Source organism: Methanolacinia paynteri (assembly GCF_000784355.1).
In the GTDB taxonomy this organism is placed as follows: Archaea; Halobacteriota; Methanomicrobia; order Methanomicrobiales; family Methanomicrobiaceae; genus Methanolacinia; species Methanolacinia paynteri.
This window is the reverse complement of the sequence record NZ_KN360940.1, coordinates 136,434-158,754: the sequence shown is the minus strand read 5'-3', so window position 1 is coordinate 158,754 and position 22,321 is coordinate 136,434. Positions and strand designations below refer to the sequence as shown.

Sequence of the window (22,321 nt, the reverse complement as noted above, 5' to 3'; positions counted from 1 at the left end):
GCGGAAAATGAAGGGATTCTTTGGTAAACTTATACAAAAACCTCTGACAGAGAGGATCGAAGTAACCGATTCGGACTTCGAAAGATACGGATCGATGCTGAAGGCCGAAATAAATTCGGTCTTCAAGAGGAGCATTGCTATAAGGGAGGTCGACTGCGGGAGCGACAATGCCGCCGAGATCGAGATCAACAACCTCAGCTCGCCTTACTACGACATCGAACGCTTCGGGGTGACATTCGTTGCATCCCCGCGTCATGCCGACGTCCTTTTCGTAACCGGTGCCGTGACCCACAATATGAGATACGCCCTGAAGAAGACCTACGATGCAACCCCGTCCCCTAAATTCGTCGTTGCAATCGGAGACGAGGCATGTACAGGCGGCATATTCAAAGACAGCTATGCTATCTGCGGCCCGGTGAGTTCGGTCGTTCAGGTGGACCTTGAGATCCCCGGGAACCCTCCCGAACCCGTGGAAATGATTAAAGGCCTTCTGACCCTCATGAAGAAGGCAAAAACAGATTAAAGCCTGAAAGATTATCTTTCAGGCCACTTCTTCGATCAGGCCCGTTTCGAGATCGTAATACATCCCGTGGACCTCAAGTCTGCCCCTGTCGATTGCATCACGGACCATGTAATATTTTTTCAGGTTTTCGAGCTGGTGTTTTATATTCTCGATCTCAAGGGTTTTCATCTTTTCAGGGCACCCGCGTGACACTGCATTCTCGGCGGCCGGCTTCGCTTCCTCAAGCCACTGCGGAATATACTGATCGCCTGTGCCGCCTTTGGATACGAGCGCCTTCATGGCCCCGCAGTTTGAATGCCCGCATATTACAATCTGCCCGACCTTCAGGTGGTTCACCGCGTATTCGAGTACCGTTGCAATATTCAGGTCATCTTCAGGAACGATATTGCCGATATTCCTGTGAACGAAGATCTCGCCGGCCTCGGCCGAGGTAATTCTTTCAGGATTAACTCTCGAGTCGGAACACGTAATCCAGAGCGATTTAGGGCTCTGCCCTTTTGATAATGAAGAATAGTGATCCTTCTTCTGCCTGAACTCCTTCTCTACAAATTTTTTGTTACCTTCGATAAAAGCATCAATCATAACATCTCTCAAAATCTTTTATTACCAAAATATGATTTATAGCTTATCATTATTGCCCGGCAATAAGAAAAAAGACAGATTGCAGCGTATTAAAAGAATCACTGGAGAAAAAAAGCTAAAAAATATTGGGCCTGTTGATATAACAGGTGCGGTATGATTATTCTTTCTGGCCGAAGATGTTGAAGATCTGGTCGGTGCCTGTGTCGTTAAGGCGCTTTCTCTCGGCCGGTTCCTCGACAAGCGAGAGTACCGGGAGATCTAGGTTGACACCAGGCTCGTATCCGAACATGTCCTGCATCTCGAGCTGAAGTGCGTGCATGAATAATGCATTGGGTATGTCCATTGCACAGAGTTCCTGGCACTGGCCGCAGTTTACACAGGAATCTGCAATATGCGAATAGCGGATTAAGTGGAACATGAATGGCGGGGTAACATCGCCGGGATCTACAAGGTGCGATTTCTTGGTCGAACACTCGACACAGTAGCAGATCGGGCAGTTCTCAATGCACTGGTAGCACTTGATGCACCTTGAGGTCTGGTCCATGATGTAGTTGAGACGTTCTTTGCCTTCGCCGAGCTTTTCGAACTGCTCCTTGCGGCACTTGTCTCCGAGCTTGAACATCGCGCCCTCGACCTTTCCGCGGATATCCAGTGCAGGTCCTGCGGGCTTTGCTGTCTCGATTGCCTTGCCTTCCGCCTTCGTAACGAGGGCTGCACCCTTGTCCGAGCAGACTTCGACGAATGTCGCCTTTCCGGCCTTGTCGCCGATAACTCCCCAGTTACCGCATGCAAGATCGCACTGGCGCGGGATCTTTGTCTTGCAGCGCTGGCAGTTTGCACGGCGTCCGTATCCTTCCTCTTCAAGTTCGTCGATCTTGATGCCCTTGTGCTCGCCGTCCTTTGTGAGAACGATGAACTGACCCTTGTCGATCTCTTCCTTGACGATGTCGTCGGGGTTGAGGCCGAATTTCTCCTCGATCATTACGCGTGCTTCGATCGGGCTTACCGATCCTCCGCAGTTGAGACCGATCGTGAGGACGTTGTCGATATTGATCTGCTGCCTCTTGACGAGTTCGTAGAATGCCTTTGCATCGCAGCCCTTCATGGTTACCGCGATCTTCATGTCGCGTGCACCGTTGAGGTACTTCTTGATGAGTTTAGGCATGAGAAGCGTACCGCAGTGGAGCGATCCTGCCGCCTTTGCAATATCCTCGGGGTTCGTGATGAACACGGGTTTTGCATCGTAGAGATCGACACCCTTCTCGACTGTGAGAACACCGTCGACTTCTCCGCTTTCAAGAGCGTATTTCAGAAGAGCGGTTACTGCACCACCGCACTCTCCTCTCTCGAGAGCAGCGGAATCTTTTGCCCATGCCCAGAGCATGTCGCCTTTTGCTACCATTTTCAGGCCTCCTTCTCAATCTTTGCAGCTACTGCCTTTTCTCCGCCTGCAATCTTGCAGATGCATTCTTCGCCCATGCTCATGGTCGGGACGAAGATTACTCCCTCGTCGAGATCCTTAGAGATTCTGACCGTCGCTTTGATGCTTCCCTTCTCGCTTGAGACAGTGACCGTCTCGCCCTTCTTGACATCGAGTGCCTTTGCGTCGGCGGGGTTGATCTTCACGAACATCGAGGGGACTTCCTTAACGAGTGAGTGGCAGTTCTCCGAGAGTGTGCCTGCTGCGCCGTAGCCGTGCCAGATCGAGGGTCCTGTAACAAGTGCGAACGGATAGTCGCCGCCGGCCGAGACTGCTGCGGGTGCAACGCCTTCTGCGACTACTGCGGCTGTTGCCTCTTTAACGAATCCGTCCTTCTGGAGTGCATCGTAGGAGAGGTCGCCGTACATTTCGTTGAAGATTGCTTCTGCAGATTCGTATGCAATCGATCCGCCGAGCTTTCCTGCGACTTCGGAGACGATCTGCCAGTTTGCCTTTACGCCCTCTGCAGGCTCCTGTGCCTTGCGTACGAGCTGGATGCGGCGCTCTGCGTTGGTCATGGTTCCGTCGACCTCTGCATATACTGCTGCGGGAAGAACGACGTTTGCAGACTTTGCGGTTCCTGACAGGAACGAGTCCTGGACTACTATGAATCCGCCTTCGACGGGTCCGAGGTCCTCGCCCATCACGTAGCAGGCTTTGTATTCCTTTCCGAATACGTCATCGAAAGGTGCGACACCGATATCGAGTGCTCCGCGGCCGTTTGCCTGGGCGGGAAGTGCACAGAATGCGGCCTTCTTCTCATCTGCAAGAGCCTTTGCGGCTGCTGCGACTGCTGCCTCACTCTTTGTTGCGCTGACTGCGTAGAGAACTACTGCAGCGCTGCCTTCGACAAATGCTGCTGCTTCTTTGATTGCCTCGATCTCTCCGCCGGGTGCGGCCTTGACGAACTGGTCTGCAAGTTTTGCCATCGAGCTGTTGACCGAGTCGATTGCAATTACCTTTGCTCCCTTGTCCTTCGCGTTTACGATCCTGCGGGCAATCAGCGGGTGCGACTCGAAGATGTTTCCGACGGCGACGATGCAGTCGGCCTTCGCAATATCCCTGATTGTTCCTGCGGATGCATCGATGCCGAGTGCTGCACAGCTTGTGAAGTTCTCGGTCTTGAACACATCGGATGCAAGCTTCTTGAGAGCGTAGATGTCCTCGTTTGTTGCGTTTGCAGATGCGAAAACTGCGATATCCGCACCGGAGACGCCCTTAAGGCCGTCTGCAACTGCTGCGAGTGCTTCGTCCCATGATGCTTCGACGAGTTCGTCGCCCTTTTTGATCATCGGGGTGGTGATTCTTGCTTCGCTGTTCACGAGCTCGTATGCATAGTGACCTTTCTGGCAGGTCTTTCCGTCACATACGGGTGAACGGTGGAACGGTGCGGATCCGACAACTTTGCCGTCTTTGACGACGAGGCTGAAGGAACAGCCTGTTCCACAGAATGGACATACTGTAGGTACGTATTTTAATTCCATAGTCTATACCTCAGAACACAGAAGTTTTGGATTTTGATATATTTAAGAACCTTGTTTGGTAAACCTAAATATGCACAATATCGGTGGAATTTATCATATATGAGGATCAATCCCTAATCAGGATATGAAAAAAGTTGCAATACCTCCGATGATAGCGGACATCACAATAAGCGGGATATTAAGCCTCGAGGGGTTCCTGTTTGAAGATGCGGACAGGTGCCCGTTCTGCGACGGAGAGCTCAGGGCACACGATGTAAAGAAGAAAAAGTTCGCAACGATTATGGAGGGGGACTCGAGGCGGAACATCACGGTAAATGTCAGGCGGTTCAGGTGCACAGAATGCGGGAGACTCGTGTATGCCGACTCCCCCTTCTATAATGACATCAGGATGGGGGCTCCGCTTGTAGATTTCTGTCTCCTGAACCTGAGACTCCACCCTGCAAACCATATCTCGAAGATCCTCCGGAAGATGAATATCATAGTAAACCCGTCGACTATCAGGAGCCTTTCGGATTTCAACCCGGGCGAGGTCCCGTCGGTCGAATTTCACGAGGTTCTCTTCCCCACGTCCCTGCTCAACATATCCGAGGCGGTGATGAAGCAGGAAGGCTCTGAAAGGAACAATATTCTGCTTTATATGTTACAAAAACGCCGCTGACAAAGAACTTTTTTTAACTCAAAATATTTATCAGATGAGAGTGTATATGCAAACGAGGTATCGAAAATGAAATACAGTGCAAGAAATGCCTTAAAAGGCAAAGTAAAAGAGATCGAGATTGGACAGGTTGCAGCTGAAGTAGTAATCGAGCTTCCGGGCGGAGCACAGGTGGTCTCCATGATCACAAAAGAGTCCGTCGACAACCTCGGACTTAAAGTCGGAAAGGAAGCCTACGCTATAATCAAAGCAAGCAACGTCATTCTTGGCGTCGACTAAATATAACCCTTTTTTGATATCACGGTTCATGCAATTTTCGGTTCTTCGCTGTTTCATGTGGGCAAATAATTTTTGGGCAGCAAACAATTGCCAGAAAATGCGAAGCATTTTCTCATCCTTGCATACGTTTGGATATTGTGTACATATCTTACCCAGGCGACCTCGGCACCGGCGGCCATGCCGCCGGACGGCCCCTACCCAGGGGCCTTGCCATAAGATACTCATCTCACGGCACGCTCGGGGACCGGCAAGGGTCCCCGGAGCTGTTGAATTTAGTTTTTGGAGCATATTTCATTCCGTACACGCCATGAGTTTACCGCGTCTTGCCACTCAGGGGATACTTGTCTATCCCCTGAGCGGCCTATCATGATAGAGAGGCCCCGAGGTCGGGGCCGATCCGTGAGCCTGCTGTGCGGCTCACGGCGATGGGTTGCCGAAAGTAGTGAAATCAGCGAAGAGCCTGATTTTATTCCTCTTCAAGTGCTGTTCCGTCATACGGACAGTATATCTCGTCGCCGTAGGTCTCCCACCCGCACAGCGGACACTTTTTGGCCCTCCGTTGCCGGCCGAAGAGCGGGATTAACGGTATGAACAGGAACATGAAGAAGAACGGCAGTCCGGCCATGAAGAAGACTGCCGAGATTGCGAGGGAGCCGGCGAGGAGCAACAGGCTCAGAATATACCGGTTCGTTCAGCCACCTCGCATACGGCCTGTGCAGGGAGGGCATCGGGGTAGATTCCCGGTTCGCAGGATAGATCGATGCAGTCGAACAGTCCGGATATGATATTCGATCCGATCCCGGCTGCAATAACTCCCGAGGATCTGGTTTCATCCATGACTCTTTCCACCTGCTCTTTTATGAGATTCATCTGCTCACTGTAAAATGCCCTTGCGATCTCAAGTGCGCCAGACTCCCCGATCTCCTCGAGATCCGAACATACAACCCGCGAAAGCCTCTGGAGCGAAGCTTCGTAGGATGTCGTAGCACCGTCGGGAGTAGGGACGGTGTAATCGGCTTCATCGATATTGCCGAGGACCAGATGAACGTCCGCACTCTGGGCGAAATATTCGCTGCTTACAAGAGTGTCGTAACCGTTGACGGATACCGATCTCAGGAGCGAGGGAACCGTAGACCGCAGGGTTCCGGTATACACGAGATACCCTTTCCTCAGGCGGTCGAGATCTCTCATGCCCTTCAGGGCTTCGAAAGAGTTGAGCGGGATAATGTCGGTAGTCGTGCTCCCGAGATCGACAAGGACCTGATCCGGGTATCTCTCCCTGAGGAAATCGGCCGATGCCAGCCAGTTCGCGGCTGCAAGAAGGGATGTCGGCCCTTCGTGGAACCCTCCATCGGTCCCGTAGAATAAAGACTCCGGAATCGCTCTCTTCACAGATTCGACAATGAATTTTATACCCTCTTTTTTATTCGCAAAACCGTCGGCAAGCTCACCGCTCATGACAACCGCCGCCTTCTTTCCAGAATAAGACTTGAGGATCTCTGTAATCGGGGCCTTCTGCCACATCGGACAATAATGAATCGTGACAGTATCGTTTTCGAATACCTTCAGGTTGGCACCGCCCACATCTATGCCTATAATATCACTCAAGTCTCTTCACCACGCCTTTCGTATCGAACGAGACCCGGCCGTTCAGGTGAACGCAATCAGGTACATTGCCCTTTGACGACTCCACGAGAATATCGGCGATCTCCTCCTCCATGATCGCACAGATCCCGACAAGGCTTGTTGTCGGCCGGGGGTTCACGTCAACGACATATATATCGTCGGCCACTATAACATCGACGCCCGTGTAGCCCTGGCATCCGAGGATGTTCATGGACTTAATCGCGGTTTCGACGATCTCATCCCTACGCGGGTGATCGACCGGTGTCTCACCGCCGCGGTAATAGAACCTGTTCCCTTCCCTTTCGATATACTGCCTGTTGACCGAGAGGACGACCGGCCCCTTTCCAGAGTACGAGAGGCAGGTATCTCCCGTCACACGCCCGCCGACTAAGCTTACGCTGATATTGTCGCCTTCGATGAACTCCTGCCCGAACTCACCCTTTTCGGGTTCCTCGTCCGCCAGCCTCATATTCTGCCCGTCGACGCCGTTGATCTTTTTGATGAGCCTGATACCTTCGTCTATCTCTTTCGGGACCGCGATCTCCTGCGACGAAAGCATTTCCCCGGTCCGGCGCTTGTTCGAACAGAGCGCAATATTCAGGCTGCCGCAGCCGATATTTCTCGTATTGTCCTCCACGATCTTCGTGAACCGCCATAGTATGTCGTCCGGTGCGATTACAAGCCCGACATCGCACTGGGGAGCCAGACGCCCGATCTCCTCTGCAAAGTCACCTTTCTCTGGGGATAAAACTTCATACCCGCAGCGTTCGAAACTCTCGCTGAGCACCCTAAGCATCGCTCTTCCCTCCGGTGCAAGGCCGGGATCGTTGAAAACGGTATATTCGGCAATGAGCGCCTTCATTCCTTTAGGATTGATCATTAACACACATGAGCGTGACGATTGGGGTGGTGCAGGGAGACTGCCACCAGACGGATTATACTTTCGCACCGCACACGACCCGCGGTTATACCTGAATACACCGGAACAGATCCTCGATGATCAAAGACCGGAACGGAATACCCGAATTTTCAGCCGGCACATTCAGCATCCTTGCCGCCCCGCACGGAACTCTTGTCCCCGCGATAGCGTCGGCTATCCCGCCCCACGAGACAAACCTCTGCCTCTATCTCTGCGGCAACTACCCCGTGCTCCTCCCGAAACTCGACCGGAGGAGAAGGATATTCCATGTCAGGCGGGCGATCAATCCTTTCCAGGTCTTCGAGATACTCGACGAATCCAGCCATTCGCTGATCCTTTTCGAGCACGACCCGAGCCTTTACGACGGCGAACCGGAACTCGCGGAGGCTGTAGGAATGAAGTGCAGGGAGACTGCAGAGAAGGCCGCGGTCGTCCTCTTTCACAGGCGGTTCGATTCGGCCCTCACGATGATGGAGAAATATGCAGACAGGGTGGTGGTGATAGGGGAGGCTGACGCACCGCGGCCCGCGGAGAAGGGCAGAACAGTCCTGTCCGGGCAGACTACTCTCGGGAGCTGGGAGAACGGTTGAAAAAAACACGGGGGGCTGGATCTTCGACGCATACTACAGGAGAGACACAGTCTTACTATGGGTAAAAGACAGGGACGGCGTCAGGTGCCACACGAAAAAGTTCCCGCCGTCATTCTGCTTCCACCTCCCCGATCCCGACCTTCACTACATGATGACAGGCGAACTGGAAGACCGCGGCTTCGCCGAAGAATGCAAATTTAAGACCATCTACGGGGAAAAACGAGGCTGGAGAGTCTTCGGGGGCCGGGAGATCGCGGATACGATCGAGAAGCAGACGCGATACACGGCCGATCTATACAATGTCGACATACGAAACGAGCAGAGGTATCTTGCGGAGAACGGACTCAGGCTCTGCCTGAACTCCGGAGAAGACGTCTTTTCGGCCACGCCGGAGATCCCACTCTCCATAATGGATATTAAGGCAGGAGCTGCTCCGCACAGGGAGACTGAGATGCGTTCGCTCTCGGTGGAGTCTGAAGGGAAGGAATGGAAATGCTTCGGGGACAATGCCGAGCTTTCCGAATGGCTGATCAACCGTGTCTCGGATAGCGAGCCGGATGTCATCCTGTTCGAGAACGCGGACGGCTGGATGCACAGGATCTGCAGGATCGCAAATAACGCGGGAATCTTCAACTCACTCAGCAGGACCGGGCGGTTCCGGGAGCTTAAGAGCAGGTCGTACTTCTCGTATGGAAGGACCGAGTACAAACCGCCGGCGATGATCCCAGAGGGTAGGATCATAATCGACAGTGCCCAGAGCTTCATATACCACGAAGGAGGTCTCAGGGGTGTCTTCCTTGCGTCGGCACTCTCCGGCGTTTCGCCCAACCTCACGAGCAGGTTCACACCCGGAACGGTCATATCGAAATACGAAGAGTTTGAGGCATTCAAACGCGGGATTGTGGTTCCATACAGGAAACGGGACGCCGAGATGATCCGCCCTTCGGACAAGATCAGGATCGAATACAGGGGCGGGCTCATATTCCAGCCGGAGCCGTCGGTATACGAGAACGTCCACCAGCTCGACTTCACTTCATTCTATCCCGCGATAATAGTGAATTACAATCTCTCGCCGGAGACGATGGAGAACAGGAACATCGTCGGATTTCTCCCGTCCGTGCTTGACCCCCTCCTGGAGTTTCGCCTGAAGACGAAAGCCCTGAAAAAGACCAATCCCGATTATGCCGGGATGGATGGACTCCTGAAATGGATGCTCGTCACGTGCTTCGGGTATACCGGCTACAAGAACGCCAAGTTCGGGAGAATTGAAGTGCACGAGGAGATCACGACGATCGCGACCGATATACTGGGCGGAGTCGCCGATCTCGCTGAATCGATGGGGATGCCGGTTCTCCACGGGATCGTCGACTGCGTTTGGGTGCAGGGCGGAGATATCGTCGAATTCAAACGGCGGGTCGAAGAGAAGTATTCGATCCCGACGGAGTATGAGTCCTACGACTGGATCTGCTTCCTCCCGCAGAAGGACGGATCAGGATCGTATACAGGGTATTTCGGGAGACTTGCCGGCGGAAAACCGAAGATCAGGGGTGCGGCGGCGAGGCGAAAGGACATGCCGCCGTATGTCCGCCGTATGCAGGACGAGATGATTGCACTGCTATGCACCGGGAAGACCGCCGGCGAACTCCTCGGGCTTGAGGATGCCGCCAGGGAGATCTACGACAGGTATTACGAAGGCGCAACAGAGGCACCGGCGGCGGAATTTCTTCTCAGGCGAAGGATCGGGCGTGAAAGTTACGAGAAACGTTGCATTGCCGGAACGCTCCTTGAGGTTTGCCGGGAGGACGGTATCTCCGTATCTCCCGGGATGGACATTCGCTACGTTGTCAGGGACGCCGGCAGGCGGGCCGCAGATCCCGAATGGAACCTGAAGACAGCCGATATGAAATACTACAGGGGGCTCATCGACAAGGCATACGGGGAGATCGAATTCGTATTCTCTTCGATAAAGAAAAGGGGTATTTCCCTGAATCCGGAATAGAGATGATTATTATATCAAAAAACCCGAATCCTCCCGTCAGTCCCCGGGGAGATCGGAGAATTCTCTTCGATATCGGTGGCAAGAAGATTGATCAGGTTGATCTCGGTATTCGTTTTCCTGTCGTTGGGAATATCCTTAAGATTCGAATAACCGTCGCCCCCGCCGGCAATATAGTCGTTTACGGCAACTACATAGACCGCATCCGGATCAACCGGCACCAAACCGGATTCGGTTACAAACGTGAGATTTTCGATCCTGTTTCCTGCGTAAAGCACTGTACCCGTATCAAAATCGGCGGAAAAAGGCTCGCCGCTCGTGTTGAGATCGAATCTTACCCCGGAGACCTGCAGAAATCCCCCCGACGGAACCCTGCTTTCACTATCACTCTCATCACCGGCGGCAACAAGCGCCGATGCGGATCTTTCAAGGGTATCCTTAATCTCCTGCCCTGTCATCCTGATCTTTATGATAATATCCTCAAACGGGAGAAGGGTCTCCAGAGTAAGATACGATATATTCCCTGCCGGGATTATGCAGTCCCCGCGGAATGAACCGGAATTGATAAACGCAATATCGACACCGGGAACATCTTCCCTCATTATGCCGGTAACAAGATCACCGAGATTAGTCTCACCGGTTTTTATGTTCTCCGTAGCATCGAGCGGGACAAGGGTTTCACCGATCGGCCCGGAGAGACCTGCGGTATAATTCACATAATAAGGCATTACGAACGAAGTGATCCCTGAATCATCAGGCAGGTCTTCGGTTATTTCATACCTGCCTATGGATGTCCCGGTAACTTTACCGTCACTGAATGTGAGATCAACGGAATCGGTCTCCTCGCCGTACTTCCCTGCATGAACTATAAGGGTCTTCCCGCCGTCGGGCGCAATGACTGTCTCGTTCCAGACAAGGTGATCGTGGCCGCCGATTATCAGATCGATTCCCGCAACTGATTCGGCGAGTTCGATATCCTCGTCGCCATACTGGTGGGTAAGGGCGATAATCACATCGACACCCTGCTCTTCAAGATCATCTATTACCGATTCCGCGATCGCCGAGGTGTTTTCATACAGGATCACGCCTTCGGGAATTTCAGTGACTTTCCCGAGCTGCGGGGTAATGATCCCGAAAACCCCGACCTTCGTGCCTGCGGTATCGAGAATCAAGTAATCTTTTATGCTCTCGTTCAGCTCCGCATCAGTGAAATCCATATTGGCGCAGAGCACAGGATACGACGCATTCGTAACCCATTGCTTCAGAACTGAAACCGGGAAGTCGAATGCATGATTCCCGAGAACCGCTGCGTCGATTCCCGCCATAGAGTATGACTTCGCCTCCGGGACGCCGGAGTACATATTGTAGAACCCTCCCTCACCAAGATCTCCTGCAAACAGATACAGGGTATCGTCGTTTTCTTCCCCGAGAGTACCGGCAAGTGCGGCAATCCTGCCGATCCTTGTTCCCGTATCGTTATCGCTCATCGGGAATAGATGGGAATGAATATCCGGAGTCGTGAGCACGCGTAAATCCCCCGAATAACCCGATCCGGATGAACCGGTATTCCCGTTGAACGCGACACCCGGGACAAATGACGAGAGGAAAACTGCTACTATTACCAGTACAAAAGTTACGACAATTACGGATTTCAGGCCGGACGATTTCTGCATATTATCTCAAAAATGAAGATTGCCGTCTGATTTGATTAACATGACGGTTTGACCCTGAAACAAAAAGAAGTAACAGGATTTCTGCAGAGCCATAAATTATCCCAAAACCCGAATCCTTCCGTCACACTCAGGGGAAATCGGAGAATTTTCCTGGATATCGCTTGCAAGAAGACCGATCACGTTGATCTCGGTATTCACTTTTTCGTCATCGGAGATCGCCCCGATATTCGAGTAGCCGTTGCCGCCGCCGGCCAGGTAATCATTTACGGCGACTGTGTATACGGCATCTGGATCTATGGGGACAATCCCGTCCGTAGTTACGACAGTCAGATTCTCGATACGGTCTCCCTTCGAGATTATCGTATCATTATTAAAATCGGCAGTAAAAGACTCCCCGCTTGAATTAATATCAAACCTGACGCCTGAAACCTGCAAAAATCCCCCAGTAGATAATTTATGCACATTGCCTTCCTCTTCCCCTGGAAAAACAATCGCCGACGCCGAGCGTTCAAGAGTATCCTTAACCTCGTCCCCGGTCATCTGAACAGTCACGATCATGTTCTCGAAGGGGAGAAGGGTCTCGAGCGTAAGGTATGACATCTCTCCTGCGGGAATAGTGCAGTCCCCTCGTATGGAACCCGAGTTGATGAGTGCAATATCGACACCGGGCACATTCGTGCGTATTGCATCCGTGATAAGATCGCCGGCATTTGACTCGTTTGTTCTTACAGTTTCATACGTAGCATCGAGAGGGACAAGAGTTCTTCCGATAGGCTCCGAGAGGCCGGCAGTATAATTCTCGTAATAAGGCATTATAAACGAAGTAATCTCCGGGTCGACCGGCATATCCTCCGTTATTTGATACCGTTCTATCGATGTACCGGCCACCTCACCGTTCTCGAACACAAGATCGACGGAATCCGTCTCCTCACCGTATTTGCCTGCATGAACTATCAGCACGCTGCTGCCGTCAGGGGCAGTCACAGTCCTGTTCCAGACAAGATGATCGTGGCCGCCGATTATCAGATCGATTCCTGAAACGGACTCTGCAAGTTCGACATCTTCATCCTCATACTGGTGGGTGAGTGCAATAATCACATCGACATCCTGGTCTTCAAGCTCCTTTATTACGGATTTTGCAATGGCCGTAGTGTTTTCATAAATTACCACTCCACCCGGAATTTCGACGAACTCTCCAAGCTGGGGGAGCAGAATCCCGAACACGCCAATCTTTGCATCCCCGGAATCAAGAATTACGTAATCCTCCACCGTTTCATTCAGGACGGCATCGCTGAAATCGATATTCGCACACAATATTGGAAATGATGCATTCGTAGCCCATACTTTAAGAAGAGAATTATTGAAATCAAACGCGTGATTCCCCAAAACAGCGGCGTCAATCCCGGCCATAGAATAGGCCTCAGCTTCAGGAACCCCCGAGTACATATGATAAAATCCCCCTTCCCCGAGATCGCCCGCAAAAAGGTAGATAGTATCTTCGTTCTTCTCCCCGAGAGTTTCGGCGAGTGCACCTATACGCCCGATCTTTGTTCCCGTGTCATTATCGCTCATGGAAAACAGATGACTGTGAATATCCGGGGTTGTCAGGACTCTCAGATCGCCGGAATACCCTGCGATTTCCTCATCATTCCCTTCATCACTACCACTGAATGCAGTTTCCAGAACAAATACCGACAAGATCAGCAGAATGACAACAAGCAACAGGCTAAGTGCAGTAACAAATTTTAAACCGGATGACTCTTTCATGAAAATTCCTGAATTTAAATTAGCCCTTATTTTACATGAAAATCACGTTGTGATTTACATGAAACAGTCCATGAACCTTTGTTTAATAAACTTTTTTAATTAAACAGGCTGTTTCAGGCAGAACATTTTAAAAAAGTGTTATCGGGCTTTTGGTTCCTGCTGTGTCGAACAGTGGATTCCGCCTCCGCCGAAGTTGATCGCGATCGTATTCACCATAATTAGAATAAAACAAAAGAATATAAAAAAAAGGTTCCTTTAAGATTCCATATCAAAAAACCGGGTTTTTGTTCAGAAAAGAGAGTGATAAAATATAATTTATTCTTTCTTCTCTTTTTTATCGCCGCTTTCCGCGTCAGCGGATTCTTCGGTCTTTTTTTCTGCCGGCTTCTCCTTATCGCCTGAATCCTCCTTTCCGGATTTCCCTTTCAGGACCATTTCCGCCTCAGCTATATCCTCGTCAGGGAGAACCTCCTCGGCCTTAATATAACTGTGATCGATCGTCTCTCCGGCCTCCAGCCTCTTGATCTTCGCGTACATCCACCCGAGTTCGTTCTCGCATTTCTTCGACTGGCAGTAATAATAGCCGAGTGCGAACGAGAACACGCTCATAAGAACTGCGATTATACCGAGAATAATGAACTGGGCCGTGACATCGCAGCACACCGCAGTTGTGGCAGGATAGTAGACAACACTACTTGTCTCGTTCGAACTCTGCTCAGGCTCTTCGGAAACTAAATCCGAAGAATCCACGGCGTCGGATGTCTTGGAGACATCGTTCTTGAGATTTACAGCAAACGACCAGTCGTTATTATCCTCGTCAAGTTCGTCCTCGGTCCCTGCAGCATCAAGAAATATAGTTATCTTATCGCCTTTCGAGACATTGGAGAGCGTAAAGAAAACCTTCTGCGATTCACCGGCAGGCAGGATTCCTACAGGATTCTCGATGCCCAGATCCTCATCGTTAAGCAGTATTCCGCTCACCGTAGTATTTGCATCAAAGGGTCCGGTGTTTTTTACAATGTAATAAAATCTCAGATCGTCGCCGTTCTCACTGCTCCCTGCTGTTCCTGCCTCAATAATCGTGAGATCCGCGAGCGGTATTTCTTCCTCCTCGACGTATATATCGGCAGCAGCCCATTCATCAGGATTATACTTGACTATGCCATTGTTGTTCTGGATAGTGTATGAAGGCCAGATCTTCCAGGTTCCGGGTTTGTCAACCGTCAGCCTTGCCTTCATTATAATCGAATCGCCGGGAGAGATGAACTGGCCGGTAAACGCCTTCCCTGCCTCCACAAGATTGCCGTCGGGATCAAGTGCGGTAAAGTAAAGGCCTTTCGGAAGACTGATCATGCTGTCGTAAAACCCTTCCGATGTAATTACATAGGACATTTCAAGAGTGTCGCCGGGATAGATCTCAGGTCTTTCGGATGTTATTGTAAAATCACTCGCCACAAACCGGTCCGACGACATATTCTCTCCGGATTGGGAATACTGGACGGTCTCTGCGGCAGAAATGCACGGGAGAACAAAAACCATTAAAAAAATAATTAAAACGAATGAAATTTTTTTATTCACTTTAAACATCTACAATCCTCCGAAATTAAGAAATATTTATCGGGTCTGCATATAACCTTTCCCAAAACCGGATTCTTAAGTGTATGAGAAAGTCTTCGGCCTTATCAATCCACTTTTATTCTAACAGAACTAAGTTAAACTAAAATGAAACCCAAAGTCCTGCTTACAAACGACGACGGAGTAACATCCGCCGGCCTGTGGGCCGCATATGACGCACTCTCCTCAATCGCCGATGTCACGGTCGTGGCTCCCTCCACGCAGCAGAGCGCCGTCGGCCGCTCGATATCCATATTCGAGCCGATAAGGGCGACGAAGATCAGGATAAACGGTGTAGAAGCATATTCCGTCGGGGGAAAACCGACCGATTCGGTGATAATCGGAATATATGCGCTTGGAATAAAGCCGGACCTTGTCGTTTCAGGCATAAACATAGGCGAAAACCTCTCGTTCGAATCCATTATGACCTCGGGCACGATAGGAGCGGCGCTCGAAGCAGCAAACCACGGGTATCCTGCAGCCGCCTTTTCGCTCCAGGTCGAGGACCAGGCTGATAAATTCGACGATCCGTTTTATTTCGACAGCAGTTTCGACGAGTCAAAAGAGATTGTCAGGAAGATCTGCGGAAATATTTTTGAATGCGGTTTCCCGGAGAACATGGATCTCATCAATGTAAATATCCCGAAAACAGTTACCGAAGGAATAGAGATCACGAGACTTGCAGAGAAGCTCTTTGAGACAGGTGTCGAGAAACGCCTCGACCCGCGTGGGAAGCCTTATTACTGGATCAACGGGCCTCTCTACGATGAAGCTGAAGAGGGAACTGATGTCAATGCCGTTGCAAACGGCAGGGTTTCGGTAACACCGATTACTCTTGATTCAACTGCTTTTAAAGGAATGGAGCCGCTGAAAAAACTGCTCAGGGAATAAGTTAATCCTGTCCCGGAAGAATGAACGGCTTTGGTGTCCGTTAATCCGGTCATCATATTAATTTTTAGGATTAGCCGGGAACAGAGCCATGTATGGCATTCGAAGCCGTAAAATCAGATCCGCTGTACGCAAACCTGATGATAACGGCTATTCCGGAATCCCTGTTCATCCCGATATTGCCTTTGAGGCCCTTTTCCACGATTAATGATAGAAGCCTGGCTCCCAGCTCGTTTGAACAGGATATGTCAAAATCATCGGAAAATTCCAGGTCTTCGGAAGAGACAACCAGTTTAACTATTTTCTCTCCATCCCATTCCATTGAAATTCGAATAGTCACCTCTTTTGCGGCGCCGGCCGGACACATTAGGATAAAGGAAAGCAATTCATTCAGTATAAGGCCGACTGAAACCGATGTATCCAGATCAAAGTATTCATCGAATATATTCATATCAAAGGATAATTGGTATGGGACCGGTTGGAGAAAGGACAAACCGGGTAAGAGGCTGTTCACCAGGTTTTTGACATTTATACGGCAATAATTTGTATCTTTGTTATCCAGGAGCATCTCGTAGGCCGTTGCCATTGTAAATATACGGTTATTCAGTTTATCCAGTTCGGTTTTTAGATTTTCATCCTCGGATTCTGACTGCTGGAGCTGAATCAGGGCTGATATGATCTGGAGGTTGTTTCTGACCCTGTGATGAATCTCTTTGATCATTACATTTTTCTCCTCAAGAGCCTCAGACAGGCAGGCCTCGTTTTTCCTGAGTTCGGTAATGTCACGAATGGATTCGATGGCTCCCGTCATATTTCCGTCCGGACCGTAAAGAAGGGAAGCCTTTCCCCAAAAATAGCCTCCTGTACCGCCTTTTATAATCGGAAGATGAACCTCGCCGCTTATTGTCCCTTTATCCCTTTGTATATTTTTATAACCAAACTCTGCGTAATCACCTATGCTATCGATCAGATCGACAAGCATAGGCCTCTTTTCGCCGTAAATAGCCTCTGAATAAATATTGTGATCTTTTCCCAGTGTCCGGTGCCCGGGAATTCCTGTCATCTTCTCCATTTCGCTGTTTGAGACGATTATTCTCCCTCCGCTATCGATAACAAAGGTTGCGTCGGGAAGGAATTCAGTGACGTTTCGGAACTGCCGGCTGACTTCCGGCAATTCTTTTTCTATCATCTTCATATTTACAACATGGCGAATTAGTCCTGTAAGCATCGCAATCCGGGCCTTAGGATCTCCTTCTGTCCCGGGAGAGAAATCGGCTATCTCGTTAAGGGCATCCAGGCCGAGGTCCTCCCTGCTTCTTCCGGTTAATATAACAAGGGGCATATCGAATCCGCTGTTGCGAATTGTCTTTAAAAAATCAGGTTCGTCTGTCCCGGGCATTCGGCAACCGGAGAGTACAACATCATATCTGGAGTTTTTCATCAGCTTCAGGCCATCATATGCCGACTCTACGGCATCAACAGAGAAGCCGGGATTATTTTCAAGATATGCTTTAGTTGCATCAAGAACCGGGTTCTGATTATCTATGACCAGTACCTGCATCATGTGCCCCACAGGTTCATAGAAAATCCAATTATAAATCTTTTCTGGTAATTACGACCTGATTATTTCAAAATTGATCCAAAATGGGAATGATGTCGTAAAAATCCGGAAGGAATTCTATGAAATTTTCTCAAGAGCCTGTTTCATTGCATCAAGCGCTGAAGAGTCTTTTTCGATCTTTACGGCCGTTTCAAGAGCTGCCTTTGCGCTTGACGAAGTTCCAATATTACCGAGTGAGACCGCGGTTATCCTCCGGACATATTCGTTTTCATCCCTGAGGAGGGGGAGAAGCGAGATCGACGACTCCTTCTTTCCGAACATCCCGAGGCCCTTTGCCGCCATGTAACGGACATGGTCCTTTTCGTCATGGAGCGATCCTGTAAGTGCAGTCACCGCCCGTTCGTCTCCGATCAGGCCGAGGGCCTCCGCAGCCCTGTACCTGATAACCCAAGAATTATTGTCGAGGAGATTAATCAGGGGTATGACGGCGGTCTTCCCGCATTCGACAAGCCCGTCCATGCATTTTGCCCTCTCGGCTTTGTCCGGCCCGTAAAGCCCTTCGATCAGGAGACTGACTCTCTCGCTTTTACACATTGGATAATACTTGGTGCGAACAGGAGATATAATTGTAAGATCAGGAGTTCAGGGAAGAAGCCTGTCGATAAGGTCGAGAAACATCCCGATCTTTTCAGCTGAATACGGCCCGTCCTCATATCCGCACTGAAGGGAAAGCGATCCCTTCCACGTGGACGCACACAGCAGAAAACCGAGCGGCCAGCATATCACCGGGAGAAACATTGCATATTCTATATTCAGGGCAGATCCGTCCCGTCCCGGTCCGGGGTCGAACCTCCCGTCGTCGATTATGCCGATGTTTGAAAAGACAGGGTTCTTGAGCGGGATCGTATCATAACCGGAGATTATCTCGTTGAAAAAGTCCCTTATGGCACCTAACCCGCTGGCATAGAGGTCTTCGTAGAATTTTATATCGAATGCACCGAACGCCCCGGCTTTCCTCTCCTTTGTTATCTCCGCGACCTTCCGTACGGCATCTCCCAGTCCTTCACCTTCCACTGCCACGATCTCGATCATCTCGGCGATCGAAAGATTTTCGACCGAATACTCCCCTTTTTCCCGGAGATGCCGCCTCATATCGGCGGAAGAAAGAACGCCCCTCTGATTATTCCTGTCGGACGGATCGTCCCTGATTTCAATGAGAGCGAGGATGTATGCCGCGATCAGGACATCATTTACAGTCGCACCATATCTCTTTCCGAACTCCTTCACCGCCGACAGCCTCTCTTCGGGAAAGATCCTGAACGCGTACCGGGGAGTCCCGCGTCCCCTGTACTCGAACGGAAACGCCCACCGGTCGACAATCCTCTTCTCCCTTCCGGCCTCTTTCTCTATATCCTCTTCAGAAAACTTTTCCAGGATCTTTTTTGCATCCCTGTCGTACCATCCCCTGAATTCAGGGACGTAAGCAGGATCTTCACCGAGCTTCCGGTAGACCGTAAAGAGGAAAGATGCGAGATCGATAAGCCCGCGAACATCGCTGCACCCGTGGTGGATACTTACAGTGACGACATCACCTTTCCCTTCCGCCCGGAATACCGCAGCAGCAGCCGGAGGGCCGGAGTATACATCCACGAATCCCGGCGGAACGTCAGGCGGTGCCAGGTCGCCCTCGCCCACAACATGGAAGCTGAACGCCTTTTCGTATTTTTCCCGCGAGATTCTCTCCCAGTACGCGGCACCGTTCTTCTCCACGTAACGCGACGAAAGATACGGATCTGAATCGAGGGCGAGCATGAAGGCGGACCTGAATCTCTCCTCGTCGATCCGGCTGTCGAGGCTGAAGCAGAGATGCATTGTCGGGTCGTAGATCTTGTCGAAGTATATATTGAATATGTCAAAAGGCGGGGCAGGGGCTCTTTCGGGATTCATGAATTCACTGTATAGAGATTGCTTCCGGGATTATTAGAAGGTAGCTTAAATCATAAGTTGAGGCATAGCCCGGGAAATCAGGTAATCTTTCCGCGTCCGGCATATTGTATTTTTTTAATGCTTCACGGCCGATCAATATGGTACAAGATTGTGATATTATGAGCACCGGTTCCGGACAGGATGGCGGGCTTCCGCCAAAATATAAATTAGAAGACCTGGGGTGGGACGATTCGCTTGCTTCGGCATTTAAAAAATACGGAGATCCCTATATTCCGGGAAGAGTATCGAGCCGGCACAAGACGGTCTCTGATGTATTGACGTCTTCCGGACTTGTGCAGGCGGGTGCCTCGGGAGCACTCCACAGGATCGGAAAGCTCCCGGCGGTCGGCGATTTCGTGGTTCTTCTCCCGGTGCCTGAAGCGGGAACATATACTATAGTGGATATCCTCCCCAGGAAGACGGTGTTCACACGCGGAGTTCCCGGAAAGGACGGGAGCGACCAGGTGATCGCCGCAAATATCGATACTGTCTTTATAGTTACGGCGATCGGACCCGACTTCAACTCCCGGCGAATTGAGAGGTATCTCGCCATCGCCCACTCCTCCGGTGCGAAGCCTGTTATTCTCGTCAACAAGGCCGACCTTTCGGAAGACCCGGACTCGGTTATCGAATCGCTTTCCCGGTCCACATCCGGGGTACCGGTAATCGCGATCAGTGCTCTCACGCACTCGGGATTATCACAGCTCGAGCCGTTCCTCGCACCCGGCACGACTGTCGCACTCATCGGGTCTTCGGGAGTCGGCAAATCCACGCTGATAAACGCCCTCCTGGAAAAAGAGATCCAGGCCACAGGAGTTAACCGCGAATCCGACGGGAAAGGACGCCACAAAACCACCGTCCGCCAGCTGTTCATTCTCGACAACGGAGCGCTCGTCATCGACAACCCGGGACTGAGAGAGGTCGGACTGGGTACTTCGGGGTCGGGAATGAGCGAGGCATTCCCTGACATCATTGAACTTGCAGCAGGGTGCAGGTTCTCGGACTGCAGGCACGAGAACGAGCCGGGCTGTGCGGTTCGACAGGCGGTTGCAGACGGCATCCTCCCGCAGGAGCGGCTCGACAACTTTATCAGGCTCTCAAGAGAGCTTGAATTCCAGCAGGAAAAGGCGGAGATAGGCTCTGCAAGACTTGAGCGGAAAAGATGGAAGGGGATCAGTAAGGCGGCCCGTGACATCGGCGAACTTAAAAGAAGATAATCAAAACCAACACCTTAATTTCCACGGGTACCGCACAGATCTCTATAATTTATGAAAAGCCGGTTCACTGCCAGGGTCGCACTCTTCATCGCGGTTCTGGCCGGATTCCTGACGCCGTTCGATTCTTCGGCGGTAAATATCGCCCTCCCGACGATCGGGGCCGAATATTCGATGGATGCTATAACCCTGAGCTGGGTTGCTACCGCTTACCTGCTTACATCCGCCGTATTCCTTGTACCGGCAGGGAGAATCGCGGACATAGTCGGGAGGAAGAAAGTCTTCAAGATCGGGCTTTCTGTCTTCACGATCGCTTCGTTTCTGATGGTCTTCTCGGTATCCGAGGTGATGATCATAGTCCTCCGCGTTATACAGGGAGCAGGGTCGGCGCTGATCTTCGGAACCGCCGTCGCTATACTAACTTCGACGGTGGCCCCGGCCGAGAGAGGAAAATCGCTCGGCATATACATAACGTCGGTTTACCTCGGCCTCGCTATCGGACCGTTCCTCGGCGGTCTGCTCACCGGTTATTTCGGGTGGAGGTCGATATTCCTGATCAACGTCCCGATCGGCCTCTTCACGCTGGCGATGATCCACCTGATGATGAAGGAGGAATGGGCGGATGCAAAAGGGGAGCGTTTCGATCTTGCCGGCTCGCTGCTTTATGGCTTTTCACTTGTCGGGGTCATGTACGGGCTCTCACTCCTTCCGGACGCGGCAGGCTACATCATCGCACTTACCGGCGCCGTCCTCCTGGCCGTCTTTGTATGGTGGGAGATTCACGAGAAGAGCCCGCTTTTGGAGATGAAGCTGTTCATCGAAAACAGGGTGTTCGCCTTCTCCAACCTTGCCGCACTGATCAATTACAGCGCCACGTTCGCGGTGACTTTCTTCATGAGTCTCTATCTCCAGTATGTGAGGGGGCTTTCGCCTGAATTCGCAGGGCTGATTCTCATAATACAACCGGTGACACAGGCGGTGATCTCGCCGTTCGCCGGAAAGCTTTCCGACCGCGTAGAACCGGGAATTATCGCTTCGGCCGGTATGGCCTTGAATGCATTCGGCCTTTTTCTGCTGGTATTCATATCCGACAGCACCCCGTTCGTTCTTTTCGCTGCGGTGCTCGCCGTACTGGGTCTCGGCTTCGGTCTGTTCTCCTCACCCAACCTGAATGCGATCATGACATCGGTGGAGAAGAAGTATTACGGAGTCGCTTCGGGGATGCAGGGCACGATGAGGCTCATCGGGCAGATGCTCTCCATGGGAATGGCCACCATGATCCTCGCCTTCTTCATCGGCAGGGTAGTGATCACGCCCGACAATCACGTCCAGTTCATATCGGGTATGCATGCCGCTTTCGCCCTCTTCACAGTGCTGTGCATCGTAGGCGTTTTCTTTTCGCTGATCAGGGGAAAGCTGAGGGCCGGGGAATAGAAGATTTCCGGCGAAAAACTTCCCCCTCAAAAAATTATAAATACCATTGT

At 51.2% G+C, this 22,321-nt stretch carries 20 protein-coding genes; 8 read left to right on the top strand and 12 right to left on the bottom strand.

Annotation, left to right across the window (positions count from 1 at the left end):
* The first annotated feature begins 7 nt into the window (after positions 1–7).
* Positions 8–523: an NADH-quinone oxidoreductase subunit B family protein gene (locus tag METPAY_RS11730; protein WP_048152781.1), complete on the top strand. Its 516-nt coding sequence runs from the start codon at positions 8–10 to the stop codon at positions 521–523.
* A gap of 18 nt (positions 524–541) precedes the next feature.
* On the opposite strand, the gene METPAY_RS11725 is transcribed toward METPAY_RS11730, so the two are convergent.
* From METPAY_RS11725 to METPAY_RS11715, 3 genes are all read right to left on the bottom strand, one after another.
* Entirely contained in the window at positions 542–1,105 is a 564-nt protein-coding gene (locus tag METPAY_RS11725; RefSeq protein ID WP_048152780.1) for a carbonic anhydrase, read from the bottom strand.
* Positions 1,106–1,262: 157 nt separating this feature from the next.
* Positions 1,263–2,507, bottom strand: coding sequence for a Coenzyme F420 hydrogenase/dehydrogenase, beta subunit C-terminal domain (locus METPAY_RS11720; RefSeq protein ID WP_048152741.1), 1,245 nt, complete (start codon positions 2,505–2,507; stop codon positions 1,263–1,265).
* 2 nt (positions 2,508–2,509) lie between these two features.
* Positions 2,510–4,069 (bottom strand): molybdopterin oxidoreductase family protein, encoded by a 1,560-nt coding sequence (locus METPAY_RS11715; RefSeq protein WP_048152740.1) that lies wholly within the window; start codon positions 4,067–4,069, stop codon positions 2,510–2,512.
* 124 nt (positions 4,070–4,193) lie between these two features.
* On the opposite strand from METPAY_RS11715, the gene METPAY_RS11710 reads away from it, so the two are divergent.
* Both METPAY_RS11710 and METPAY_RS11705 read left to right on the top strand, forming a co-directional pair.
* Positions 4,194–4,727 (top strand): hypothetical protein, encoded by a 534-nt coding sequence (locus METPAY_RS11710; RefSeq protein ID WP_048152739.1) that lies wholly within the window; start codon positions 4,194–4,196, stop codon positions 4,725–4,727.
* Positions 4,728–4,793: 66 nt separating this feature from the next.
* A complete protein-coding gene (locus tag METPAY_RS11705) occupies positions 4,794–5,003 on the top strand; it encodes a TOBE domain-containing protein (RefSeq protein ID WP_013328995.1) in 210 nt (69 codons plus the stop codon).
* A gap of 466 nt (positions 5,004–5,469) precedes the next feature.
* Here METPAY_RS11705 and METPAY_RS11700 read toward each other — a convergent pair whose 3' ends face one another.
* The 3 genes from METPAY_RS11700 to METPAY_RS11690 are packed head-to-tail and all read right to left on the bottom strand — an operon-like array spanning position 5,470 to position 7,509.
* Positions 5,470–5,670 (bottom strand): hypothetical protein, encoded by a 201-nt coding sequence (locus METPAY_RS11700; RefSeq protein ID WP_048152738.1) that lies wholly within the window; start codon positions 5,668–5,670, stop codon positions 5,470–5,472.
* Positions 5,671–5,675: 5 nt separating this feature from the next.
* The gene (locus tag METPAY_RS11695; RefSeq protein WP_048152779.1) at positions 5,676–6,602 is read right to left on the bottom strand and encodes a hydantoinase/oxoprolinase family protein; all 927 of its coding nucleotides are present in this window, start codon (positions 6,600–6,602) and stop codon (positions 5,676–5,678) included.
* 1 nt (position 6,603) lies between these two features.
* Positions 6,604–7,509: an ATP-grasp domain-containing protein gene (locus tag METPAY_RS11690; protein ID WP_084600856.1), complete on the bottom strand. Its 906-nt coding sequence runs from the start codon at positions 7,507–7,509 to the stop codon at positions 6,604–6,606.
* 116 nt (positions 7,510–7,625) lie between these two features.
* On the opposite strand from METPAY_RS11690, the gene METPAY_RS11685 reads away from it, so the two are divergent.
* Positions 7,626–8,138: a hypothetical protein gene (locus METPAY_RS11685; RefSeq protein ID WP_048152737.1), complete on the top strand. Its 513-nt coding sequence runs from the start codon at positions 7,626–7,628 to the stop codon at positions 8,136–8,138.
* Positions 8,059–10,137, top strand: a complete 2,079-nt coding sequence (locus METPAY_RS11680) for a type B DNA-directed DNA polymerase (RefSeq protein WP_084600854.1) — start codon at positions 8,059–8,061, stop codon at positions 10,135–10,137. The genes METPAY_RS11685 and METPAY_RS11680 overlap by 80 nt, the downstream gene beginning before the upstream one ends.
* A gap of 14 nt (positions 10,138–10,151) precedes the next feature.
* Here METPAY_RS11680 and METPAY_RS11675 read toward each other — a convergent pair whose 3' ends face one another.
* The 3 genes from METPAY_RS11675 to METPAY_RS11665 all read right to left on the bottom strand — a co-directional run bounded on the left by METPAY_RS11675 (position 10,152) and on the right by METPAY_RS11665 (position 15,113).
* Complete coding sequence (locus tag METPAY_RS11675) at positions 10,152–11,807, bottom strand: bifunctional metallophosphatase/5'-nucleotidase (protein WP_048152735.1); 1,656 nt, start codon at positions 11,805–11,807, stop codon at positions 10,152–10,154.
* Positions 11,808–11,903: 96 nt separating this feature from the next.
* Complete coding sequence (locus tag METPAY_RS11670; RefSeq protein ID WP_048152734.1) at positions 11,904–13,574, bottom strand: bifunctional metallophosphatase/5'-nucleotidase; 1,671 nt, start codon at positions 13,572–13,574, stop codon at positions 11,904–11,906.
* Between the two features lie 315 nt (positions 13,575–13,889).
* Positions 13,890–15,113, bottom strand: coding sequence for a CARDB domain-containing protein (locus METPAY_RS11665; RefSeq protein WP_169743672.1), 1,224 nt, complete (start codon positions 15,111–15,113; stop codon positions 13,890–13,892).
* A gap of 183 nt (positions 15,114–15,296) precedes the next feature.
* Here METPAY_RS11665 and surE point away from each other — a divergent pair, with 183 nt between their 5' ends.
* Complete coding sequence (gene surE, locus METPAY_RS11660) at positions 15,297–16,079, top strand: 5'/3'-nucleotidase SurE (protein WP_048152732.1); 783 nt, start codon at positions 15,297–15,299, stop codon at positions 16,077–16,079.
* Positions 16,080–16,149: 70 nt separating this feature from the next.
* Here surE and METPAY_RS11655 read toward each other — a convergent pair whose 3' ends face one another.
* The 3 genes from METPAY_RS11655 to METPAY_RS11645 form a co-directional block, all read right to left on the bottom strand.
* Complete coding sequence (locus METPAY_RS11655) at positions 16,150–17,640, bottom strand: sensor histidine kinase (protein WP_048152731.1); 1,491 nt, start codon at positions 17,638–17,640, stop codon at positions 16,150–16,152.
* Between the two features lie 114 nt (positions 17,641–17,754).
* The gene (locus tag METPAY_RS11650; RefSeq protein WP_048152730.1) at positions 17,755–18,231 is read right to left on the bottom strand and encodes a HEAT repeat domain-containing protein; all 477 of its coding nucleotides are present in this window, start codon (positions 18,229–18,231) and stop codon (positions 17,755–17,757) included.
* A gap of 48 nt (positions 18,232–18,279) precedes the next feature.
* A complete protein-coding gene (locus METPAY_RS11645) occupies positions 18,280–19,584 on the bottom strand; it encodes a condensation domain-containing protein (protein WP_048152729.1) in 1,305 nt (434 codons plus the stop codon).
* Positions 19,585–19,742: 158 nt separating this feature from the next.
* On the opposite strand from METPAY_RS11645, the gene rsgA reads away from it, so the two are divergent.
* Positions 19,743–20,840: a ribosome small subunit-dependent GTPase A gene (gene rsgA, locus METPAY_RS11640; protein WP_048152727.1), complete on the top strand. Its 1,098-nt coding sequence runs from the start codon at positions 19,743–19,745 to the stop codon at positions 20,838–20,840.
* A gap of 51 nt (positions 20,841–20,891) precedes the next feature.
* Entirely contained in the window at positions 20,892–22,271 is a 1,380-nt protein-coding gene (locus METPAY_RS11635; RefSeq protein WP_048152724.1) for an MFS transporter, read from the top strand.
* Positions 22,272–22,321: the final 50 nt, after the last annotated feature.

Bases quoted from the DNA above. Each gene is read 5' to 3' on its own strand.
- METPAY_RS11650 (WP_048152730.1), bottom strand. From the start codon at position 18,231: ATGTGTAAAAGCGAGAGAGTCAGTCTCCTGATCGAAGGGCTTTACGGG.
- METPAY_RS11720 (WP_048152741.1), bottom strand. From the start codon at position 2,507: ATGGTAGCAAAAGGCGACATGCTCTGGGCATGGGCAAAAGATTCCGCT.
- METPAY_RS11665 (WP_169743672.1), bottom strand. From the start codon at position 15,113: ATGGTTTTTGTTCTCCCGTGCATTTCTGCCGCAGAGACCGTCCAGTAT.
- METPAY_RS11690 (WP_084600856.1), bottom strand. From the start codon at position 7,509: ATGATCAATCCTAAAGGAATGAAGGCGCTCATTGCCGAATATACCGTT.
- surE (WP_048152732.1), top strand. From the start codon at position 15,297: ATGAAACCCAAAGTCCTGCTTACAAACGACGACGGAGTAACATCCGCC.
- METPAY_RS11730 (WP_048152781.1), top strand. From the start codon at position 8: ATGAAGGGATTCTTTGGTAAACTTATACAAAAACCTCTGACAGAGAGG.
- METPAY_RS11655 (WP_048152731.1), bottom strand. From the start codon at position 17,640: ATGATGCAGGTACTGGTCATAGATAATCAGAACCCGGTTCTTGATGCA.
- METPAY_RS11635 (WP_048152724.1), top strand. From the start codon at position 20,892: ATGAAAAGCCGGTTCACTGCCAGGGTCGCACTCTTCATCGCGGTTCTG.
- METPAY_RS11715 (WP_048152740.1), bottom strand. From the start codon at position 4,069: ATGGAATTAAAATACGTACCTACAGTATGTCCATTCTGTGGAACAGGC.
- METPAY_RS11725 (WP_048152780.1), bottom strand. From the start codon at position 1,105: ATGATTGATGCTTTTATCGAAGGTAACAAAAAATTTGTAGAGAAGGAG.
- METPAY_RS11645 (WP_048152729.1), bottom strand. From the start codon at position 19,584: ATGAATCCCGAAAGAGCCCCTGCCCCGCCTTTTGACATATTCAATATA.
- METPAY_RS11670 (WP_048152734.1), bottom strand. From the start codon at position 13,574: ATGAAAGAGTCATCCGGTTTAAAATTTGTTACTGCACTTAGCCTGTTG.
- METPAY_RS11685 (WP_048152737.1), top strand. From the start codon at position 7,626: ATGATCAAAGACCGGAACGGAATACCCGAATTTTCAGCCGGCACATTC.
- METPAY_RS11705 (WP_013328995.1), top strand. From the start codon at position 4,794: ATGAAATACAGTGCAAGAAATGCCTTAAAAGGCAAAGTAAAAGAGATC.
- METPAY_RS11710 (WP_048152739.1), top strand. From the start codon at position 4,194: ATGAAAAAAGTTGCAATACCTCCGATGATAGCGGACATCACAATAAGC.
- rsgA (WP_048152727.1), top strand. From the start codon at position 19,743: ATGAGCACCGGTTCCGGACAGGATGGCGGGCTTCCGCCAAAATATAAA.
- METPAY_RS11675 (WP_048152735.1), bottom strand. From the start codon at position 11,807: ATGCAGAAATCGTCCGGCCTGAAATCCGTAATTGTCGTAACTTTTGTA.